Genomic DNA, 17,868 nt, shown 5'->3' with positions numbered 1-17,868 from the left:
GCCTCATGTATCCCGACGTCGTCGATCTGCGCAGTTTCTACGCCCAGCCGCTCGGCGTGGTGGCGCGCCGGCTGGTCGGCCGCGCGGTGCGCCAGCGCTTCGACAATGTGCGCGGGCTGTCGGTGCTCGGCATCGGCTATGCGACGCCGTATCTCGGGGTGTTCCGCGAGGAGTGCGAGCGGGCGCTCGCTTTCATGCCGGCGGCGCAGGGCGTCACCCGCTGGCCTTCGCGCGCGGCCACGCTGGCCGCCCTCGTCGATGAGAGCGAACTGCCGCTGCCGGCCGGCTCGATCGATCGGGTGATCGCCGTGCACCTGCTCGAATACACGCCGGATGCCGCCGAGGTGCTGCGCGAGGTCTGGCGGGTGCTGGCGCCGGGTGGGCGGCTGCTCTGCGTGGTGCCGAACCGGCGCGGCGTGTGGGCGCGGGTGGACAACACCCCCTTCGGCCATGGCCGTCCCTATTCGCGCAGCCAGATCACCGCGCTGCTGCGCGAGGCGCTGTTCACCCCGGTGGGCTGGGGCGAGGCGCTCTATATACCGCCGGTGCCGCGCAACTGGTTCCTGCGCTCGGCGGTGGCGTGGGAGCGGGCCGGCGGCGTGCTGGCGCCGCTGTTCGCCGGCGTGCACATCGTCGAGGCGACCAAGCAGGTCTACAAGCCGGTGGCGGTCAAGCGCCGCGCGCGCATGCGGGTGCTGGCGCCGGTGCTCGCGCCGCAGCCGGCGGGCGGGTGAGGGCAAGTCCTGCCTGCTGCTCCCGCCTGCTGCTCCCGCCTGCTGCTCCCGCCTGCTGCTCCAGCCTGCTGCGCGCGCCTTGCGTCGCGTAGGCCTCATCTCCCTCGCGAGAGCAGGAACACCGCCTGTTCGCCGAGCAGGTTCCATACTGCCCAGGGCAGGTTGAGCCGCACCTTCTGGCCGTAGCCGTTCAGCGCGGTGGCGCTCTCGATGCGGGCGCCGACTTCCTCCACCAGCGCCACGAAGTCGCGGATGGTGCAGAAATGGATGTTCGGCGTGTCGTACCAGCTATAGGGCAGGTTCTCGGTCGAGGGCATGCGGCCGTTGAGCAGCAAATCGAGCCGCATCCGCCAGAAACCGAAATTGGGGATCGACACCACCACCCGCCGCCCGACCCGCAGCATCTGCTCCAGCACCCATTTCGGCCGCCGCGTCGCCTGCAGTGTCTGCGACAGGATCACATAGTCGAAACTGTCGTCGGGATAGTCGGCGAGGTCGATGTCGGCGTCGCCCTGGATGATGGCGAGGCCGCGCGCCACCCCGGCATTCACCCCGGCGCGGGAGATCTCGATGCCGCGGGCATCGCAGCCGCGGGTGGTGGCGAGCAGCTCCAGCAGCTCGCCGTCGCCGGAGCCGACATCCAGCACCCGCGAGCCCGGCTCGACGAGATCGGCGATGATCAGGAGGTCGACGCGCTTGCCGGAGGCGGCGCGGGCCGCCTCCTTCATCGTCAGGTCCTGAATGAGAAGGTCGCGCGGGCTCATCATGCCACTCCCACCGCGCGGGCGGCGGAATCGAGGAAGCCGCGGGTGATGGCGGTGAGCTCCGGCTCGTCGAGCAGGAAGGCGTCGTGGCCCTTGTCGCTCTCGATCTCGGCGAATGAGACCGAGGCGCCGGCGGCGTTCAGCGCATGCACCACCGCCCGCGAATCGGCGGTGGGAAACAGCCAGTCCGAGGTGAAGGAGACCAGGCAGAACCGGGTCCTGGTGTCCTTGAAGGCGTTGGCGAGCACGCCGCCATAATCCGCCGCGAGGTCGAAATAATCCATGGCGCGGGTGACATAGAGATAGGAATTGGCGTCGAAGCGGTCGACGAAGGCCTCGCCCTGGTGGCGCAGATAGCTCTCCACCTGGAAATCCGCGTCGAAGGAGAAGGTGCGGCCGTCGCGGTCCTGAAGCCGCCGGCCGAATTTCCGGTGCAGCGAGCTGTCGGACATATAGGTGATGTGCGCGGCCATGCGCGCCACGGCGAGGCCGCTGCGCGGGCTGGTGCCCTCCAGAAGATAGCGCCCGCCGCGCCAGTCGGGATCGGCCATCACCGCCTGCCGGCCGACTTCGTGGAAAGCGATGTTCTGCGCCGAATGCCGGGCGGCGGCGGCCATCGGCATGGCGGCGAACACCCGCTCGGGGTAGCTCACCGCCCATTGCAGCACCTGCATGCCGCCCATGGAGCCGCCCACCACCGCCAGCAGCCGGTCGATGCCGAGATGGTCGATCAGCATCGCCTGCGCCCGCACCATGTCGCGAATGGTCACCACCGGCAGGTCGAGCCCATAGGGAAAGCCGGTCTTCGGGTTGATCGAGGACGGGCCGGTGGTGCCGAGGCAGCCGCCGAGCACGTTGGAGGCGATGACGAAGAAGCGGTTGGTGTCGATCGGCTTGCCCGGCCCGATCAGCGTCTCCCACCAGCCGGTCTTGCCGGTGACCGGGTGGACATTGGCGGCATGCTGGTCGCCGGAGAGCGCGTGGCAGATCAGGATGGCGTTGGATTTGTCGGCGTTCAGTTTGCCATAGGTCTGGTAGGCGATCTGGAACGGGCTGAGCGTCACGCCGGCGTCGAGGGTCAGCGGCTTGTCGGCGCCGAAATGCACCAGTTCGGATTGCGGGAAATCCGCCTGCGCCCGCGCCAGCGCCTCATAGGTACGGCTCGGCCCCACGGGACGGGTTTCGGCGCCGGCCACCGGCTCGCCGGTGGCCTTGCCGCTCGCCGGGCTGGTGGGCTGCTGTCCCTGGGGCTGCGGGCCCAGAGTCTGAGATCCCTGGGTCTGCGATCCTTGGGTCTGCGGTCCTTGGGCCTGCGATCCCTGGGCGGGGCTGGTAGCCTCGCCCGTTGTCGGGCGCGCCGCCGGCCGCAGGACGTGCACATTGTCGCTGTCGGGCATTTCAACCGTCTTACCGGACGAAGGGTTCGGAATAACGGACGATCCGATGATCCCACAGCTACGTCTTGTCAATAGCAGCGTGGCCCGGATTCGCGGCGCTTCCGCGGCGCCGATGCAGATTTTGGTTTGCGCCGCGCCCGCGCGGGTCTAGGAGAACGGGCGATGAGCGCGCCCGACGATTTATCCGTGAAGAGCCTGTCTGCCGCCGTTCCCGCCGCCGTGGACCCCGCCGCGGCGCTGGTCGGGCTGCGCTCCGAGATCGACCGCATCGACGCCGCCATGCACGCGCTTTTGATCGAGCGCGGCGAGATCATCGACCGGCTGGTGGAGGTGAAGCGCGCCCGCGCTGCCGAGGGCGGCTCGGCCTTCCGCCCGGCGCGCGAGGCGGCGATGATGCGGATGATCGTCGACCGGCATCGCGGCATCCTGCCGCTCGATACCGTCGAGGGTATCTGGCGCGTCATCATCTCCACCTTCACCTATGTGCAGGCGCCCTATGCCGTGCATGCCGACCTTGCCTCCGGCGAGGCGGCGATGCGCGATACCTCGCGCTTCCATTTCGGCTTCACCGTGCCCTTCGTCGCCCATATGGGCGCCGGCGCGGTGGTGAGCGCGGTCGCCGGCTCCAAGGGCGATCTTGGTCTGGTTCCCGCCTTCGCCCCGCCCGGCACCGGGCCGTGGTGGACCGGGCTGGAGAGCGAGAGCGCGCCGAAGATCATCGCCCGGCTGCCTTTCGTCGAGCGGGCCGATCATCCCGCCGGGCTGCCGGCCTTCTGCATCGCCCACCCGGTGACCGACGGCGCGGTGACCGAGGTCGAGATGTGGAGCGTGCGGGTCGCCGGCTGGAACGCCGGCGCGGCGCGGGCGCTCGCCCCGCTGGCCGATACGCTGGCGGTGCCGGATCGCGGCCTCGACGGCGCGGCGCTGCTGGTCTCGCTGCCGCTGGCGGGGCAGGGAACGGGCGAGGGAACGCCCGAGGTGGGGCTCGATACCGTGCTCGGCGCGCTCAGGGCCTGCGGCGCCTCGGTGCGCTCCGCCGCCCTCGTCGGCTCGCATGCCCGCCGCTATACCCATGTGCCCATGGGAGCCGATCGGTGATCACGCTGCGCGACGCGACTCCCTCTCCCCGTGGGGGAGAGGGGTGGGGTGAGGGGGCTCTGCGGCTCCCAATGTCATCTCCCCTCACCGACCCGCTGTGCGGGCCACCTCTCCCCAGTGGGGAGAGGTGAAGTGTCCGCCGCGCTCCAAGATATCGACCGTTAGGCAAAGCCAATTCCTTCCCGTCCGCTGCCGGAGTTCCATCATGTCGACCACCCCCGTTTCCGATCGTCCTGTCCCGCGTCCGGGCGTGCTGGCGATCGAGGCCTATGTGCCCGGCAAGGCGCAGGCGGGCGGCGTCGCCAAGGTCTACAAGCTCTCGGCCAATGAGAATCCGCTCGGCGCCAGCCCCAGGGCGCGCGAGGCCTTCCACGCCGCCGACGCGCTGGAATTCTATCCCGACGGGTCCTCGACCCGGCTGCGCGAGGCCATCGGCGCGGCGTATGGGCTGGATCCCGCCCGGCTGGTCTGCGGCACCGGCTCGGACGAGCTGATCACCCTCATCGCCGCCGCCTATGCCGGTCCGGGCGACGAGGTGATCTATTCGCAATACGGCTTCCTGGTGTACCGCATCGCCACGCTGGCGGCCGGGGCCACCCCGGTGATCGCCGCCGAGCGCGACCTCACCACCGATGTCGACGCCATACTGGCGGCGGTGACGGCGAAGACCCGCATCGTCTTCCTCGCCAATCCCAACAACCCGACCGGCACCTATTTGCCGTTCGACGAGGTGCGCCGGCTGCAGCGCGGCCTGCCGCCGCAGGTGCTGCTGGTGCTCGACGCCGCCTATGCCGAATATGTGCGGCGCAACGACTACGAGTCCGGCATCGAGCTGGTGGCGACCACCCGCAACGTCGCCATGCTGCGCACCTTCTCCAAGATCCATGGCCTGGCGGCGCTGCGCGTCGGCTGGCTCTATGGCCCGGCCGAGGTGGTGGACGCGGTGAACCGCATCCGCGGCGCCTTCAACGTCAATGCCGCCGCCATCGCCGCCGGCACCGCCGCCATCAACGACACCGCCCATGTCGAGGCCGCCGTCGCCCATAACGACCGGTGGCTGGCCTGGGTGGCCGCCGAATTGACCGCGCTCGGCCTCGTGGTGACGCCGAGCGTCGCCAATTTCGTGCTGGTGCATTTCCCCGATGCCGACGGCAGGCGCGCCCCGGATGCCGATGCCTTCCTCTCCGCGCGGGGCCTAATCCTGCGGCGGATGGATGCCTATGGCCTGCCCGGCGCGCTGCGCCTCACCATCGGCACCGAGGAGGCCAACCGCCTGCTGGTCGCCGTGCTGGCCGAGTTCCTCGGCAAGAAGGAAGCCGGCCATGGTGCTTGATCCGCCGCTTCCCCGGCCGATGATCGGCCGGCTGGTCGTCATCGGCCTCGGCCTGATCGGCTCCTCGATCCTGCGCGCGGCGGATGCCCGCCGGCTCGCCGAGGTCAGCGTCGCCTATGATGCGGAGCCGGCGGTGCGCGCCCGCGTCGCCGAGCTCGGCATCGCCGACGAGGTGGCATCCTCGCCGGCCGAGGCGGTGAAGGACGCGGACATCATCGTCCTCTGCGTGCCGGTCGGCGCCATGGGCGCGGTGGCGCAGGCCATCGCCCCGCATGTGAAGCCCGGCGCCATCGTCTCCGATGTCGGCTCGGTGAAGGGCGCGGTGCTGAACGCCCTGCGCACGCATCTGCCTTCAGGCGTGCACGTCGTGCCGGCGCATCCGGTGGCCGGCACCGAATATTCCGGCCCGGATGCCGGCTTCGCCACGCTGTTCAAGAACCGCTGGTGCATCGTCACCCCGCCGGAAGGCGCGGATGCGGAGGCGGTGCAGGCGGTCACGGCGCTGTGGACGGCGCTGGGCGCCAATGTCGAGACCATGACCGCCGAGCACCACGACCTGGTGCTGGCGATCACCTCGCATGTGCCGCACCTGATCGCCTACAACATCGTCGGCACGGCGGCGGACCTGGAGAAGGTCACCTCCTCCGAGGTGATCAAATACTCCGCCGGCGGCTTCCGCGACTTCACCCGCATCGCCGCCTCCGACCCCACCATGTGGCGCGACGTGTTCCTCAACAACCGCGAGGCGGTGATCGAGGTGCTCGGCCGCTTCACCGAGGACCTGATCGCGCTGCAGCGGGCGATCCGCTGGGAGCAGGGGGAGACGCTGTTCGACCTGTTCACCCGCACCCGCGCCATCCGCCGCTCGATCATCGAGATCGGCCAGGAAACCGCCGCGCCGGACTTTGGCCGCGAGCGGGGCTGAAGTCCGGCACGGCGAGCCCCCTCTCCCCGTCGGGGAGAGGGATGGAAGGAGGGTGTGCCTCACCCCTCCGCCTTGGCATAGACCCGCAGCCGGTGGCCGTCGGGGTCCAGCGCGACGAAGCTGCGGCCGAAATCGAGGTCGGTCGGCGGCAGGGCGATGGGAATGCCCTTCTTCGCCCAGCGCTCATAGGTGGCGTCGACGGCGGCGGCGTCCGCCACCTTGAAGCCGATCTCGTTGCCGCCGGAGCGCAGATGCGGCGTCGGTTTCACCCCGTCGCGCCGCCACAGCCCGAGCCCGAGGCCGGGCGACAGCGCGAACAGCGCGAAGCCGGCGTCCGCCTCGACCGGCGCGCGCTCCAGCACCTCGCCATAGAAACGGGCGCTCGCGCGGGGATCGTTCACGTAAAGAAACAGGTTGCTGGCGTCGATCATGATCGCCCCCCAATTCAGCCATGTGGTGAAGGCGGGGAGATTACGATCCCGTGCTGCCAATTTCCGTCAGCATCATGCGGCGTCGTGCGGCTCTTCGGCGAAGTGGGCGGGGGCGGCGCCCGCCTCGCCCTCGCGCTGCGCGTGCTTCCACTGCTTCCACCGCGTCACCAGCTCGGCGCGGCGGATGGGGTAGCGCGCTTCCAGCATATCGGCGGTGGCGATGCGGTCGGTGCGGAAGCTGCGGAAATCGCCGCGCAGCTCGCACCAGCCGATCAGCAGCCGCACCTGGTCGAAGAAGGCCAGCGCGAACGGCCACACCACCCGCTCGCTCGCCGCGGCATTGGCGTCGCTATAGTTCAACAGCAGCTTGCGCTCGGTGCGGATCGCCTTGCGCAGCACGGCCGGGTCGATGGCGTCGGCCGGGATCGGCGCTCCCGGCGCGATGAACAGCGACGAGCCCTCCATCTCCTCGCGCAGATCCGGCGGCAGCACCGCGCCGATGCGGGCCAGCGCGCTGAGCGCCGCCTCGGCCAGCCGCCCATCGGCACGCCCGGCCACCCAGCGCGAGCCGAGCACCAGCGCCTCGATCTCCTCGGGGGTGAACATCAGCGGCGGCAGCAGGAAGCCGGGCCGCAGCACATAGCCGACGCCGGGCTCGCCCTCGATGGTGGCGCCTTGCGCCTGCAAGCTGGCAATGTCGCGATACAGCGTGCGCAGGCTGACGCCGATCTCGCCGGCAAGCGCCCGCCCGCTCACCGGACGGCGGTGGCGGCGCAGCACCTGCAACAGGTCGAACAGGCGTTCGGATCGGGACATGCCGCATTATAGCCGCAGCCCTGCTGACGGATAGCGGCAGTAGTGTCGATGATTCACGCGCGGGGCGGCTGCCGATCCGCCTTGCGCCGGTGCGCGCCCGGCCCCACCTTTGCCGAACAGGAGACAAGCATGCCGAACCCCTTCAGGGCCGCCCTTCTCGTGCTCGGCCTGTCGCTTGCCGGTGCCGGCGCCGCTTCCGCCGCCACCAAGCCGGTTGCCGCTGCCGCCGATCCGTTGGTCGGCCGCGTCTGGGTGGAGACCAGGCCGGCGTCCGATCTGCCCGGCACAATGCTGGTGTTCCTGCCCGACGGCACGCTGCTGATGGATTCGTGCTGGGAGACCTATGCGCTGCGCAAATGGAGCCGCACGGCGCCGGACGCCATCGCCTGGGACGAGGACGGCGCCAGGCTCACCGCGAAGGTGCAGTCGGTGTCGCCGACGCAGTTGACGCTGAAGGTCCAGGCGGGCAAGGACGTGGTGGAACACCGCTACAGCCTCGCCAAGGTTCCCTATGTCTGCCCGGACATGAAACGCTAGGACGGGGGGCGAGCGGGGATCGATGACCATCGGATCACCACGAGGCGGCGGAAGGTCCGGCGGCCGGCGCGCTGTGCGATCCGGCCGAACAATGAGGCATCAGGTGCAGGCACATCTCCGCAAGAGCTTCTTCATCGGCGCGATGGCGCTGCTGGTCATCGCCGTGGCCGGCAGCGTGCTCATTGCCGTCACCTTCAGCCGCAATGGCGGCTCCACCGGAGCGAGCCCCGTCACGCAGGGCGAGTGAGGCCGCCCACGGGCCTCGCCTTCGGCGCGCCCGAGGCAGGCTCCGCGGGCCGGTTGAGGGGAGACGTCATGGGAAGGCGCAGAAGACCCCTCACCCCAGCCCTCTCCCCGACGGGGAGAGGGAGGCTCGGGGATGGGAGAGGCCCGGCCGTTTTCCTCCAGTCCGACGGTGCGCCCGGGCGCGGGCGCTTGTTTGCCGGCCGGCCGGCGCTCCATCGGGGGTGACCCCGAACAAAAATGCCCGGCTCATCGCCGGGCATTTTGCATTGCTTGACCGGATTCGCATCCGGGCTTTCGCCGTCGCGGCTCAGCTGCCCCGGCTCAGCTGCCCGTCGTCGGCATGACGAACTGGGCGCCGGCGCGGATGCCGGTCGGCCAGCGGGCGGTGGTGGTCTTCATTTTGGTGTAGAAGCCGACGCCTTCCATGCCGTAGACGTTGCGGTCGCCGAACACCGAGCGCTTCCAGCCGCCGAAGGAGTGGAACGCCACCGGCACCGGGATCGGCACGTTGATGCCGATCATGCCGGCCTTGGCGTCGCGGTCGAAGGCGCGGGCTGCGTCGCCGTCGCGGGTGAAGATGGCGGCGCCATTGCCATATTCGTGGTCGTTCACCAGCTTGAGCGCGTCCTCATAGTCCGGCACCCGCACCACCGAGAGCACCGGGCCGAAGATCTCTTCCTTGTAGATCTTCATGTCGGTGGTGACGTCGTCGAACAGGCAGCCGCCGAGGAAATAGCCGTCCTCATAGCCCTGCAGCTTGAGGCCGCGCCCGTCCACCACCAGCTTGGCGCCGGCGGCGACACCGTCATCGACATAGCCGCGCACCTTGGCGAGGTGCTCCTTGGTGACGAGCGGACCCATCTCGCTGTCGGGGTCGAGGCCGGGCCCGACCTTCAGCGCCTGCACCTTCGGCACCAGCTTCTCCATCAGCGCGTCGCCGACGCCGCCGACCGCCACCGCCACCGAGACCGCCATGCAGCGCTCGCCGGCCGAGCCGTAGCCGGCGCCCATCAGCGCGTCGACGGTCTTGTCGAGGTCGGCGTCGGGCATCACCACCAGGTGGTTCTTGGCGCCGCACAGCGCCTGGGCGCGCTTACCGTGGGCGCAGGCGGTCTTGTAGACATATTCGCCGATGGCGGTGGAGCCGACGAAGCTCACCGCCGCGACATCGGGATGCGTCAGCAGCGTGTCGACGGCTTCCTTGTCGCCCTGCACCACGCCGAACACGCCCTTGGGCAGGCCGGCCTCGGCCAGCAGCTCGGCCAGCATCAGCGAGGCGGTCGGGTCCTTCTCCGAGGGCTTCAGCACGAAGGTGTTGCCGCAGGCCAGCGCCACCGGGAACATCCACATCGGCACCATGACCGGGAAGTTGAACGGGGTGATGCCGGCGACGACGCCGAGCGGGTGGCGGGCCGAGAACACGTCGACGCCGCGCGCCACCTGCTCGGTGAAGTCGCCGCGTAGCAGATGCGGGATGCCGCAGGCGAATTCCACCACCTCGATGCCGCGGGTGACTTCGCCCTTGGCGTCCTCGAAGGTCTTGCCGTGCTCCCTGGTGATGGCGGCGGCGAGCGCGTCGATGTCGCGGTCGAGCAGGTTCTTGAACTTGAACATGATGCGGGCGCGGGCCAGCGTCGGCGTGTCGGCCCAGGCCGGGAACGCCGCCTTGGCGGCGGCTACCGCCTCGTTCACCGTGGCGGTGGAGGCGAGCAGCACTTCGCCCGATTGCGCGCCGGTCGAGGGATCGAACACCGGGGCCGAACGCCCTGCCGTCTCCACCCGCTTGCCGCCGATATAATGCCCGATCACCGCCATGGATGCCTCCTCTGGAGCCTTGTTCGGGCGCTGTTGTGCTTGCGAAATCGGATCAACTCAACGACGATATTTCCGCATCCGTTGTGCAAAATTTCCATAAGTTGGGTTGCGGCCATGGATTGGGACCATCTGCGCGTCTTCCTCGCGGTGGCGCGGGCCGGCCAGATGCTGGCGGCGGCGCGCCAGCTGGGGCTCGACCACGCCACCGTCGGCCGCCGCATCGGCGCGCTGGAGACCGGGCTGGGGGCGAAGCTGATCGAGCGCCGCACCACCGGCAGCGCACTCACCCCGGCCGGCGAGCGGCTGCTCGAACATGCCGAGCGGATCGAGACCGAGCTGCTGCAGGCGCAGTCGGCGCTCGGCAACGCCAATCTCGCGCTGTCGGGGACGGTGCGCATCGGCGCGCCGGACGGCTTCGGGGTGTATTTCCTCGCCCCCCGGCTGGGCGAGCTTGCCGAGCGCTATCCCGGCCTCACCATCCAGCTCGCCCCCCTGCCGCGAAGTTTTTCGCTGCCCAAGCGCGAGGTCGATATCGCCGTCACCCTGCAGCGGCCGCATGAGGGGCGGCTGATCGCTCGCAAGCTCACCGATTACAGCCTCGGCATCTACGCCTCGTCGGACTATCTGGCCCGGACTGGTCCCATGCTACACCTCACCGCACTCACTGGACGCACGCTGGTGACCTATGTCGAGGACCTGCTGTACTCGCCGGCCCTCGACTATTTCGAGACCTTCCGCGCCATCGAGGCAAGACGCATCGAATGCGCCAGCGTGGTCGGGCAGATGGAGGCGGTGCGGGCCGGGGCGGGGGTCGGCATCCTGCACGACTACGCGGCGCAACGGCACCCCGAACTCGTCAAGCTGTTGCCGGAGCACAGCTTTCGCCGTTCCTACTGGCTGGTCGCCCATGCCGATGTGCATGAGCTGCGCCGCATCCGCGAGGTCGAGAGCTTCATCGTCGAGGCGGTGCGGGGTGCCCGCGCCGGCTTCGTCGCCGAGCCTGTCAGCTGAAGCGATATTCGGTGACCTGGCGGTACAGCTCGCCCGGCTTCAGCCAGGGAGAAGGGAAGCCCGGATGGTTCACCGCGTCGGGGAAATTCTGCGCCTCAAGACAGATTCCAGCGTGTTTTCCATGGGTTAGGCCGTCGAGGCCCTTGTCGGTCACCGCCAGCATCGAGGCGTCGTAGAGCTGCAGGCCCGGCTCGGTGGTCCAAACCTCCAGCGTACGGCCGCTCTGCGGGCTCGCCACGCGGGCAGCGAAGCGCAGCTCGCCAAGTGGTTGATCGAGCGCGAAATTAATGTCGTAGGTGATGCCGCTGTCACCGAGCCGGCGCGGAGTGCGCAGGTCGTAGCCGGTGCCCTCGACGGGAGCGATTTCGCCGGTCGGCACCTTCAGCGCATCGAGCGGCGTGTAGCGGCTGGAGGCGATCTCCACCGTGAGCTCATGCGAGGAGCGGCCGGGATCGAGGGTGAAATAGGAGTGGTGGGCGAGGTTCACCGGCGTTGTCGCATCGGTGCGCGCTTCCATCTCCACCCGCAGCACGCCCGGCGGCAGAAGCCGGTAAGTGCATGAAAGATCAAGCGTTCCCGGATAGCCTTCCTCACCGTCCGGCGCTGTGCGAGTGAAGGTCACGGCGTCCGCTGCCACCGTCGCGATCTTCCACGGCCGGTGCGAGAAGCCGCGGGTGCCGCCATGCAGATGGGTGACGCCGCGCTCGTTGCGGGCGAGTTCGTAGCTCCGGTCCTCCACGGTGAAGCGCCCGCCGCCGATGCGGTTGGCGACCCGGCCGCAGGTGGCGCCGAGATAGGAGGGGTTGGCGAGATAGCGGTCGAGCTCGGTAAAGCCGAGCACGCCGGGATGCAGCGAGCCGTCCGGCCCCGGCACCCGCAATTCGCGCAGCGTCGCTCCCCAGCTCAGCACCCGCGCTTTGGCGCCGGAGGCGGCGGTGAGGGCGACCTCGTAGAGTTCATCGCCATCGACGCTGCCGATGCGGGTGACGTTGTCGGAAAGCGTCATCGCTCTGAATTCTCCTGCGCGCGGGTTCGGATCAGGAAGGCGACCAGCGAATCGGCGGCGCCCAGAATATGCTCGCGGGTGAGCCGGACCGCCATCTCGGAATCGCCGGCGATGCAGGCGTCGAGAATGCCCTGATGCTCGCGCCGCGCCCGCGCCATGCCGTCGGTCAGCACCAGCTGGGCGCGCAGATAGCGGTCGACGCGGTCGAGCGCGGTCGAGATGGTCTGCAGATAATAGGGCCGCCCGGCCGGCTCGTAGAGACTGTAGTGGAAGCGCCGGTTGAGATCGCCCCAGCGCGAAGATTCCGGCTCGGTGGCGAAGGCGTGGGCGAATTCCTTGGCGTGCTCAAGCGCTTCCGGGGACATGCGTTCGATGGAATAGCGCAGGATCTCCGGTTCCAGCAGGGCGCGGAACTCGAACACCTCGCGGATCTCCGCGATCGACAGCGTGGTCACCACCGCGCCGCGATAACGCTGGGTGGAGACCAGGCCTTGTTCCTCGAGGCGCGTGAGAGCTTCCCGCACAGGTATGCGGCTGATGTTGAACATGCGGGCGATGTGATCCTGGCGCAGCACCTGGCCTTCGGAGATATCGCCCTTGGCGATCGCCTCGCGCAGCGCATCGAAGATCACGTCGGCAGGCGATGGCATCTGCGCGATGTCGGTTGCCTTCACTTTCACCAGCTGCCGCCTCCCACCCATCCGCCCATTCGCTCTACCCGCTGCCGCATGGACCCGCAATCCGCGCCGGCGGCTGCCGTCCCTCGAGCTGCCCAATAATCCCGCAGCGTGGCGACGAAAAGGATATTGCATCTTGGATCCAAAAATTGGAAGCTCTTGCTGTGGGCGAGGGGGTGTCGATGATCCGTATCGCCCGTGCCCGCGCCCCGCGAAGTCTCCGCTCGGGCCGCATGTTTCACTGGGGAAGACCCACGCGATCGGGCCAACGGCCTGACGATCGGCCCTCCGCGACAGCCGGAAACCACGGTCTTCCTCGAATCCGTCCTTTGAATTTCACGTCCGACAGGAGTTTCACCGCCATGTGGTCTGGCATCCTCCCCGCCGTTACCGCCAAGTTCACGCCGAACGACACGCTCGACATCAAGGAGATGGAGCGCTGCTTCGCCTACCAGATTTCGGCCGGCGTCGACGGAATCATCGTCAACGGCTCGCTCGGCGAGGGCCCGATGCTCTCGCATGACGAGCGGCTCGACGTGCTGCATGTGGCCAAGAGCGTCGCCGGCGGCCGTCCCGTCCTGATGACCATCGCCGACGCCGCCACCCGTGACTGCGCCAGCCTCGCCGAGCGCGCCGCCAAGGCCGGCGCCACCGGGCTGATGATCGTGCCGAGCCTCGTCTACCACACCAATCCGAAGGAAACGGTGGCCACGCTCTCCACCATCGCGGCGGCGGCCGACCTGCCGGTGATGATCTATTCCAATCGCATCGCCTACCGGGTCGACGTGACGCTGGAGATCATGGACGAACTCGCCGCCGACAAGCGCTTCGTGGCGATCAAGGAGTCGTCCGACGACATCCGCCGCACTACCGAGATCATCAACCGCTTCGGCGACCGCTACGACGTGTTCACCGGCGTCGACAACCTCGCCTTCGAGGCGCTGGCCGCCGGCGCCGTGGGTTGGGTGGCCGGTCTGGTGGTCGCCTTCCCGGAGGAGACCGTCGCCATCTACCGGCTGATGAAGGCCAAGCGCTATGACGAGGCGCTCGCCCTCTATCGCTGGTTCCGGCCGTTGCTCGACCTCGATGTCTCGACCTATCTGGTGCAGAACCTGAAGCTGGTCGAGGCGCTGGTCACCGGCACCACCGAGATGGTGCGCGCGCCGCGCCTGCCGCTGGAAGGCGCTCGCCGCGCCGAGGTCGAAAAGCTGGTCGCCGAGGCGCTGGCCAACCGCCCGCTGCTCGCCAAGGCGGCGTGAGGCTCGTCAGGCGGAGCGACCCGGCTCCCTCTCCCCGTCGGGGAGAGGGATGGAGTGAGGGGGCTTCGACGCATCCCGATGTCGTTGCCCCTCACCGACCCGCTTCGCGGGCCTCCCCTCCCAAATGGCGAGAGGAGAAGAAAGCAGGCAGGACGTGTCTCCCATCGAAGCGAGGCTTCGACCGGGAGAGACCATGAGAAAACAGGCATCATGAGCGACGAGGTGGTGATCGTCGGGGCCGGCATTGTCGGTCTCGCCGTTGCGTTTCACCTGCAGGGCGAGGGGCGCCGGGTGCGCCTCGTCGAGCGCGGCGCGGTCGCCGATGGCGCCAGCCGCGGCAATGCCGGTGCCTTTGCCTTCACCGACATCTTGCCGCTCGCCTCGCCGGGCATGCTGCGCAAGGCGCCGAAATGGCTGATGGACCCGCTCGGGCCGCTTGCCATCCCGCCTTCCTATCTACCCTCCATCGCGCCCTGGCTGTTTCGCTTCTGGCGGGCCAGCCGGCCGGATCGTTATCGCCGCAGCCTCGTCGTCCAGGGCGAATTGATGCGCGTCGCCGCTGCGGCGATGGAGGCGATGGTGCGCGAGGCAGGGCTCGGCGGCCATGTGCGTGCCGACGGCAACCTGCAGCTTTATGAAAGCGAAATGGAACTCGCTGCCGCGCAGGAAGGCTGGGACCAGCGCGCCGGTGCCGGCATCGAATTCGAGCATGTGCGCGGCGGGCGGCTGGCCGAATTGCAGCCCGGCCTGTCGCCGCGCTTCGTCGCCGGCACCTTCACACCGCACTGGAAGACCGTCGACGATCCCTATCATTTCGCGCTCGCCCTGTTCGACGGGGTGATGGCGCGTGGCGCCGCCATCACCCATGGCGAGGTGACGGAGCTTTCCCCAACCGAACCAGGCGTGCGGGTGACGCTGCGCGACGGCACGGTGCTGGACGCCGCGCGGGCGGTTCTCGCCGGCGGTGCCTGGTCGCGTCCGCTTACCGCCCGGCTCGGCGATGCCATCCCGCTGGAGACCGAGCGCGGCTACAACACCACCTTGCCGCCGGGCGCCTTCGACCTGCGCCGCCAGCTCACTTTCGGTGGCCACGGTTTCGTCGTCACCCCGCTTTCCACCGGCATTCGCGTCGGCGGCGCGGTGGAACTGGGCGGGCTGAAATTGCCACCGAATTTCAGGCGCTCCGAGGCGATGCTGAACAAGGCCGCGGCCTTCCTGCCGGGGCTGAGGACCGGCGGCGGTGCGCAATGGATGGGCTTCCGCCCGTCCATCCCGGATTCCCTGCCGGTGATCGGCCCCTCGCGGGCGAGCCGGCATATCGTCTATGCCTTCGGCCATGGCCATCTCGGCCTGACGCAATCCGCCGCGACCGGGCGGCTGGTGGCGGATCTCCTGGCCGATCGCACGCCTTCCCTCGACATCGCCCCGCTGCGGGCCGACCGTTTCTAATCCCCAGAGCTCATCATCATGGCGCGACACAGCTTTTTCTGCATAGACGGCCACACCTGCGGCAACCCGGTGCGGCTGGTGGCCGGCGGCGGGCCGAACCTTGTCGGCGCCACCATGATCGAGAAACGGGCGCATTTCCTTGAGCAGTATGACTGGATCCGCAAGGGTCTGATGTTCGAGCCGCGCGGCCACGACATGATGTCCGGCTCGATCCTCTACCCGCCGACCCGGCCGGACTGCGACGTCGCCATCCTGTTCATCGAGACCTCCGGCTGCCTCGCCATGTGCGGGCACGGCACCATCGGCACGGTGACCATGGCCATCGAGCACGGTCTCGTCACCCCGAAGACGCCGGGCGTGCTTAGGCTCGACACCCCTGCCGGCCTCGTCGTCGCCGAGTACCGGCAGGAGGGGCAGTATGTCGAGGAGGTGCGGCTTACCAACGTGCCCGGCTTCCTGCACTCCACCGGGCTGACCGCCGAGTGCCCCGGCCTCGGCGAGATCACCGTCGACGTCGCCTATGGCGGAAACTTCTACGCCATCGTCGAGCCGCAGGCGGCCTATCGCGACATGGCCGATTTCACCGCCGGCGACCTCGTGCGCATGAGCCCCGGCCTGCGCGCGGCGCTGAACGCCAAATATGAGTTCGTCCACCCGGAAAAGCCGGAGATTCGTGGCCTGTCGCACATCCTCTGGACCGGTGAGGCGCGCCATCCCGAAGCCCATGCCCGCAACGCGGTGTTCTATGGCGACAAGGCCATTGACCGCTCGCCCTGCGGCACCGGTACCTCGGCCCGCATGGCGCAGCTCGCCGGCAAGGGCCAGCTCAAGGTCGGCGACGCTTTCGTGCATGAGAGCATCATCGGCTCGCTGTTCAAGGGCCGGGTCGAGGCGGCGGCGACGGTCGGCGACCGGGAGGGCATCATCCCCTCCATCGGCGGCTGGGCGCGGATGACCGGCTACAACACCATCTTCATCGACGATCGCGACCCCTTCGCGCACGGCTTCATCGTCACCTGATCCTTTTGGAAAGGCGTTCCCATGAAGATCACCGGCATCAAGGCCTGGCAGGTCGATCTGCCGCTCAAGGAAGGCCGCTACAGCTGGTCGAACGGCAATTTCGTCGAGGTGTTCGATTCCACCGTGGTGGCGGTGGAGACCGATGCCGGCCTCACCGGCTATGCCGAATGCTGCCCGCTCGGCTCGGCCTATCTCCCGGCCTATGCCGCCGGGGTGCGCGCCGGGCTGGCCGAGATCGGCCCGAAGCTGATCGGCCTCGACCCCACCGAGCTCGACGTGCTGAACCGCCATATGGATTCGGTGTTGCGCGGCCATCCCTATGTGAAGGCGCCGATCGACATCGCCTGCTGGGACATCCTCGGCAAGGCCACGGGACTTCCGGTCTACAAGCTGCTCGGCGGCGCGGCGCAGGAGCGGATCGCGCTCTACCGCGCCATCTCGCAGGAGGCGCCGGAGGCGATGGCCGCCAAGATCGCCGGCTACAAGGCGCAGGGCTACACCAAGTTTCAGCTCAAGGTCGGCGGCGATGCCGACCAGGACATCGACCGCATCCGGATCACCCGCAACATTCTCGACCCAGGCGACATCCTGGTCGCCGACGCCAATACCGGCTGGACGCGGGCGGAAGCCGCGCGCATCGCCGCCGCCGTGGCCGATCTCGACGTCACTATCGAGCAGCCCTGCCCGACCTATGAGGAGTGCCTGTCGGTGCGCCGCCGTACCGCGCGTCCCTTCGTGCTCGACGAGGTGATCGATGGTGTCCCCACGCTGATGAAGGCGCTGGCCGACGACGCCATGGACATCATCAACCTGAAGATCTCCAAGGTCGGCGGGCTGACCAAAGCGCGGCTGATGCGCGACATCTGCGTGGCGTCGGGCACGCCGATGACCATGGAGGACACCTGGGGCGGCGACATCGTCACCGCGACCATCGCCCATCTCGCCCGCTCGACGCCGGAGGAGTTCTGCTTCTCCGCCACCGATTTCAACAGCTACGGCACCGTCGACATCGCCGAAGGCGCACCCAGGCGCGTCGACGGCTTCATGACCGCGCCGGATTCCCCCGGCCTCGGCATCACGCCGATCTTCCCGGCGCTGGGCGAGCCGGTGCTGGTGGTATGAGATTTCCTTCTCCCCATTGGGAAGAAGGCGGCGGCGCAGCCGCCGGATGAGGGGCGAAGCGGCGACATCCCCTCACCCCAACCCTCTCTACCGGGATCGGATGTATCCAGTCTCGGTTTGCCAAATGCCGAACCCGGCTACAGTCGCGTTCGGCACGGGGAGAGGAATTCGTCGCTCAAAGGACCGAAGCTCCCTGGCCGCTCTGGCAGCAGACCCTGGAGCAGCACG

The 17,868-nt window shown here is 68.8% G+C and carries 18 protein-coding genes; 11 read left to right on the top strand and 7 right to left on the bottom strand.

All coding sequences use genetic code 11. The annotated features are described in order from the left end of the window. Positions 1-5: 5 nt before the first annotated feature. Positions 6-734 (top strand): class I SAM-dependent methyltransferase, encoded by a 729-nt coding sequence (locus KHC24_RS07240; RefSeq protein ID WP_213361635.1) that lies wholly within the window; start codon positions 6-8, stop codon positions 732-734. Positions 735-829: 95 nt separating this feature from the next. On the opposite strand, the gene metW is transcribed toward KHC24_RS07240, so the two are convergent. Beyond that, positions 830-1,462 (bottom strand): methionine biosynthesis protein MetW, encoded by a 633-nt coding sequence (gene metW, locus KHC24_RS07235; protein ID WP_246546337.1) that lies wholly within the window; start codon positions 1,460-1,462, stop codon positions 830-832. Positions 1,463-1,497: 35 nt separating this feature from the next. Then, complete coding sequence (gene metX, locus KHC24_RS07230) at positions 1,498-2,895, bottom strand: homoserine O-acetyltransferase MetX (RefSeq protein WP_246546321.1); 1,398 nt, start codon at positions 2,893-2,895, stop codon at positions 1,498-1,500. 162 nt (positions 2,896-3,057) lie between these two features. Between metX and KHC24_RS07225 the strand changes: the two genes are divergently transcribed. From KHC24_RS07225 to KHC24_RS07215, 3 genes are all read left to right on the top strand, one after another. Further along, positions 3,058-3,993: a chorismate mutase gene (locus KHC24_RS07225; protein WP_213361631.1), complete on the top strand. Its 936-nt coding sequence runs from the start codon at positions 3,058-3,060 to the stop codon at positions 3,991-3,993. A 205-nt stretch (positions 3,994-4,198) separates the two neighbouring features. Continuing rightward, positions 4,199-5,326: a pyridoxal phosphate-dependent aminotransferase gene (locus KHC24_RS07220; protein WP_213361628.1), complete on the top strand. Its 1,128-nt coding sequence runs from the start codon at positions 4,199-4,201 to the stop codon at positions 5,324-5,326. Next, complete coding sequence (locus tag KHC24_RS07215; protein ID WP_213361627.1) at positions 5,316-6,251, top strand: prephenate/arogenate dehydrogenase family protein; 936 nt, start codon at positions 5,316-5,318, stop codon at positions 6,249-6,251. The genes KHC24_RS07220 and KHC24_RS07215 overlap by 11 nt, the downstream gene beginning before the upstream one ends. Positions 6,252-6,310: 59 nt before the next feature. Here the strand turns inward: KHC24_RS07215 and KHC24_RS07210 are convergent, their stop codons facing one another. After that, complete coding sequence (locus KHC24_RS07210; RefSeq protein WP_213361624.1) at positions 6,311-6,682, bottom strand: VOC family protein; 372 nt, start codon at positions 6,680-6,682, stop codon at positions 6,311-6,313. Positions 6,683-6,754: 72 nt separating this feature from the next. Next, positions 6,755-7,498, bottom strand: coding sequence for a helix-turn-helix transcriptional regulator (locus KHC24_RS07205; RefSeq protein WP_246546317.1), 744 nt, complete (start codon positions 7,496-7,498; stop codon positions 6,755-6,757). A 129-nt stretch (positions 7,499-7,627) separates the two neighbouring features. On the opposite strand from KHC24_RS07205, the gene KHC24_RS07200 reads away from it, so the two are divergent. Further along, the gene (locus KHC24_RS07200) at positions 7,628-8,035 is read left to right on the top strand and encodes a hypothetical protein (protein ID WP_213361622.1); all 408 of its coding nucleotides are present in this window, start codon (positions 7,628-7,630) and stop codon (positions 8,033-8,035) included. A 103-nt stretch (positions 8,036-8,138) separates the two neighbouring features. After that, positions 8,139-8,282, top strand: coding sequence for a hypothetical protein (locus KHC24_RS07195; protein ID WP_213361620.1), 144 nt, complete (start codon positions 8,139-8,141; stop codon positions 8,280-8,282). A gap of 320 nt (positions 8,283-8,602) precedes the next feature. Here the strand turns inward: KHC24_RS07195 and KHC24_RS07190 are convergent, their stop codons facing one another. Continuing rightward, positions 8,603-10,096: a CoA-acylating methylmalonate-semialdehyde dehydrogenase gene (locus tag KHC24_RS07190; protein ID WP_213361618.1), complete on the bottom strand. Its 1,494-nt coding sequence runs from the start codon at positions 10,094-10,096 to the stop codon at positions 8,603-8,605. Positions 10,097-10,210: 114 nt separating this feature from the next. On the opposite strand from KHC24_RS07190, the gene KHC24_RS07185 reads away from it, so the two are divergent. Next, a complete protein-coding gene (locus KHC24_RS07185; protein ID WP_213361616.1) occupies positions 10,211-11,107 on the top strand; it encodes a LysR family transcriptional regulator in 897 nt (298 codons plus the stop codon). Here KHC24_RS07185 and KHC24_RS07180 read toward each other — a convergent pair. Continuing rightward, positions 11,100-12,113, bottom strand: a complete 1,014-nt coding sequence (locus tag KHC24_RS07180; RefSeq protein ID WP_213361614.1) for an aldose epimerase family protein — start codon at positions 12,111-12,113, stop codon at positions 11,100-11,102. The genes KHC24_RS07185 and KHC24_RS07180 overlap by 8 nt on opposite strands. Then, positions 12,110-12,793: a GntR family transcriptional regulator gene (locus KHC24_RS07175; protein WP_213361612.1), complete on the bottom strand. Its 684-nt coding sequence runs from the start codon at positions 12,791-12,793 to the stop codon at positions 12,110-12,112. The genes KHC24_RS07180 and KHC24_RS07175 overlap by 4 nt, the downstream gene beginning before the upstream one ends. Before the next feature lie 359 nt (positions 12,794-13,152). On the opposite strand from KHC24_RS07175, the gene KHC24_RS07170 reads away from it, so the two are divergent. The 4 genes from KHC24_RS07170 to KHC24_RS07155 all read left to right on the top strand — a co-directional run bounded on the left by KHC24_RS07170 (position 13,153) and on the right by KHC24_RS07155 (position 17,640). After that, entirely contained in the window at positions 13,153-14,049 is an 897-nt protein-coding gene (locus KHC24_RS07170; protein WP_213361611.1) for a dihydrodipicolinate synthase family protein, read from the top strand. A gap of 210 nt (positions 14,050-14,259) precedes the next feature. Continuing rightward, positions 14,260-15,498 carry an NAD(P)/FAD-dependent oxidoreductase gene (locus KHC24_RS07165; protein ID WP_213361604.1) on the top strand — a complete coding sequence of 413 codons (1,239 nt, stop codon included), beginning with the start codon at positions 14,260-14,262 and terminating at the stop codon, positions 15,496-15,498. Between the two features lie 18 nt (positions 15,499-15,516). After that, positions 15,517-16,518, top strand: a complete 1,002-nt coding sequence (locus tag KHC24_RS07160; protein ID WP_213361602.1) for a 4-hydroxyproline epimerase — start codon at positions 15,517-15,519, stop codon at positions 16,516-16,518. A 21-nt stretch (positions 16,519-16,539) separates the two neighbouring features. After that, a complete protein-coding gene (locus KHC24_RS07155) occupies positions 16,540-17,640 on the top strand; it encodes a cis-3-hydroxy-L-proline dehydratase (protein WP_213361600.1) in 1,101 nt (366 codons plus the stop codon). Positions 17,641-17,868 lie beyond the last annotated feature (228 nt).

The sequence above is a fragment of the Ancylobacter defluvii genome (genome assembly GCF_018390605.1).
GTDB classification, from domain to species: domain Bacteria; phylum Pseudomonadota; class Alphaproteobacteria; order Rhizobiales; family Xanthobacteraceae; genus Ancylobacter; species Ancylobacter defluvii.
This window is presented reverse-complemented; position numbering and strand designations above follow the sequence as displayed.

Coding starts and splice junctions, on each gene's coding strand:
- KHC24_RS07240 (WP_213361635.1), top strand. CDS start 6: ATGTATCCCGACGTCGTCGATCTGCGCAGTTTCTACGCCCAGCCGCTC.
- KHC24_RS07220 (WP_213361628.1), top strand. CDS start 4,199: ATGTCGACCACCCCCGTTTCCGATCGTCCTGTCCCGCGTCCGGGCGTG.
- KHC24_RS07205 (WP_246546317.1), bottom strand. CDS start 7,498: ATGTCCCGATCCGAACGCCTGTTCGACCTGTTGCAGGTGCTGCGCCGC.
- KHC24_RS07165 (WP_213361604.1), top strand. CDS start 14,260: ATGAGCGACGAGGTGGTGATCGTCGGGGCCGGCATTGTCGGTCTCGCC.
- KHC24_RS07155 (WP_213361600.1), top strand. CDS start 16,540: ATGAAGATCACCGGCATCAAGGCCTGGCAGGTCGATCTGCCGCTCAAG.
- KHC24_RS07200 (WP_213361622.1), top strand. CDS start 7,628: ATGCCGAACCCCTTCAGGGCCGCCCTTCTCGTGCTCGGCCTGTCGCTT.
- KHC24_RS07185 (WP_213361616.1), top strand. CDS start 10,211: ATGGATTGGGACCATCTGCGCGTCTTCCTCGCGGTGGCGCGGGCCGGC.
- KHC24_RS07190 (WP_213361618.1), bottom strand. CDS start 10,096: ATGGCGGTGATCGGGCATTATATCGGCGGCAAGCGGGTGGAGACGGCA.
- KHC24_RS07180 (WP_213361614.1), bottom strand. CDS start 12,113: ATGACGCTTTCCGACAACGTCACCCGCATCGGCAGCGTCGATGGCGAT.
- metX (WP_246546321.1), bottom strand. CDS start 2,895: ATGCCCGACAGCGACAATGTGCACGTCCTGCGGCCGGCGGCGCGCCCG.
- KHC24_RS07160 (WP_213361602.1), top strand. CDS start 15,517: ATGGCGCGACACAGCTTTTTCTGCATAGACGGCCACACCTGCGGCAAC.
- KHC24_RS07225 (WP_213361631.1), top strand. CDS start 3,058: ATGAGCGCGCCCGACGATTTATCCGTGAAGAGCCTGTCTGCCGCCGTT.
- KHC24_RS07170 (WP_213361611.1), top strand. CDS start 13,153: ATGTGGTCTGGCATCCTCCCCGCCGTTACCGCCAAGTTCACGCCGAAC.
- metW (WP_246546337.1), bottom strand. CDS start 1,462: ATGAAGGAGGCGGCCCGCGCCGCCTCCGGCAAGCGCGTCGACCTCCTG.
- KHC24_RS07215 (WP_213361627.1), top strand. CDS start 5,316: ATGGTGCTTGATCCGCCGCTTCCCCGGCCGATGATCGGCCGGCTGGTC.
- KHC24_RS07210 (WP_213361624.1), bottom strand. CDS start 6,682: ATGATCGACGCCAGCAACCTGTTTCTTTACGTGAACGATCCCCGCGCG.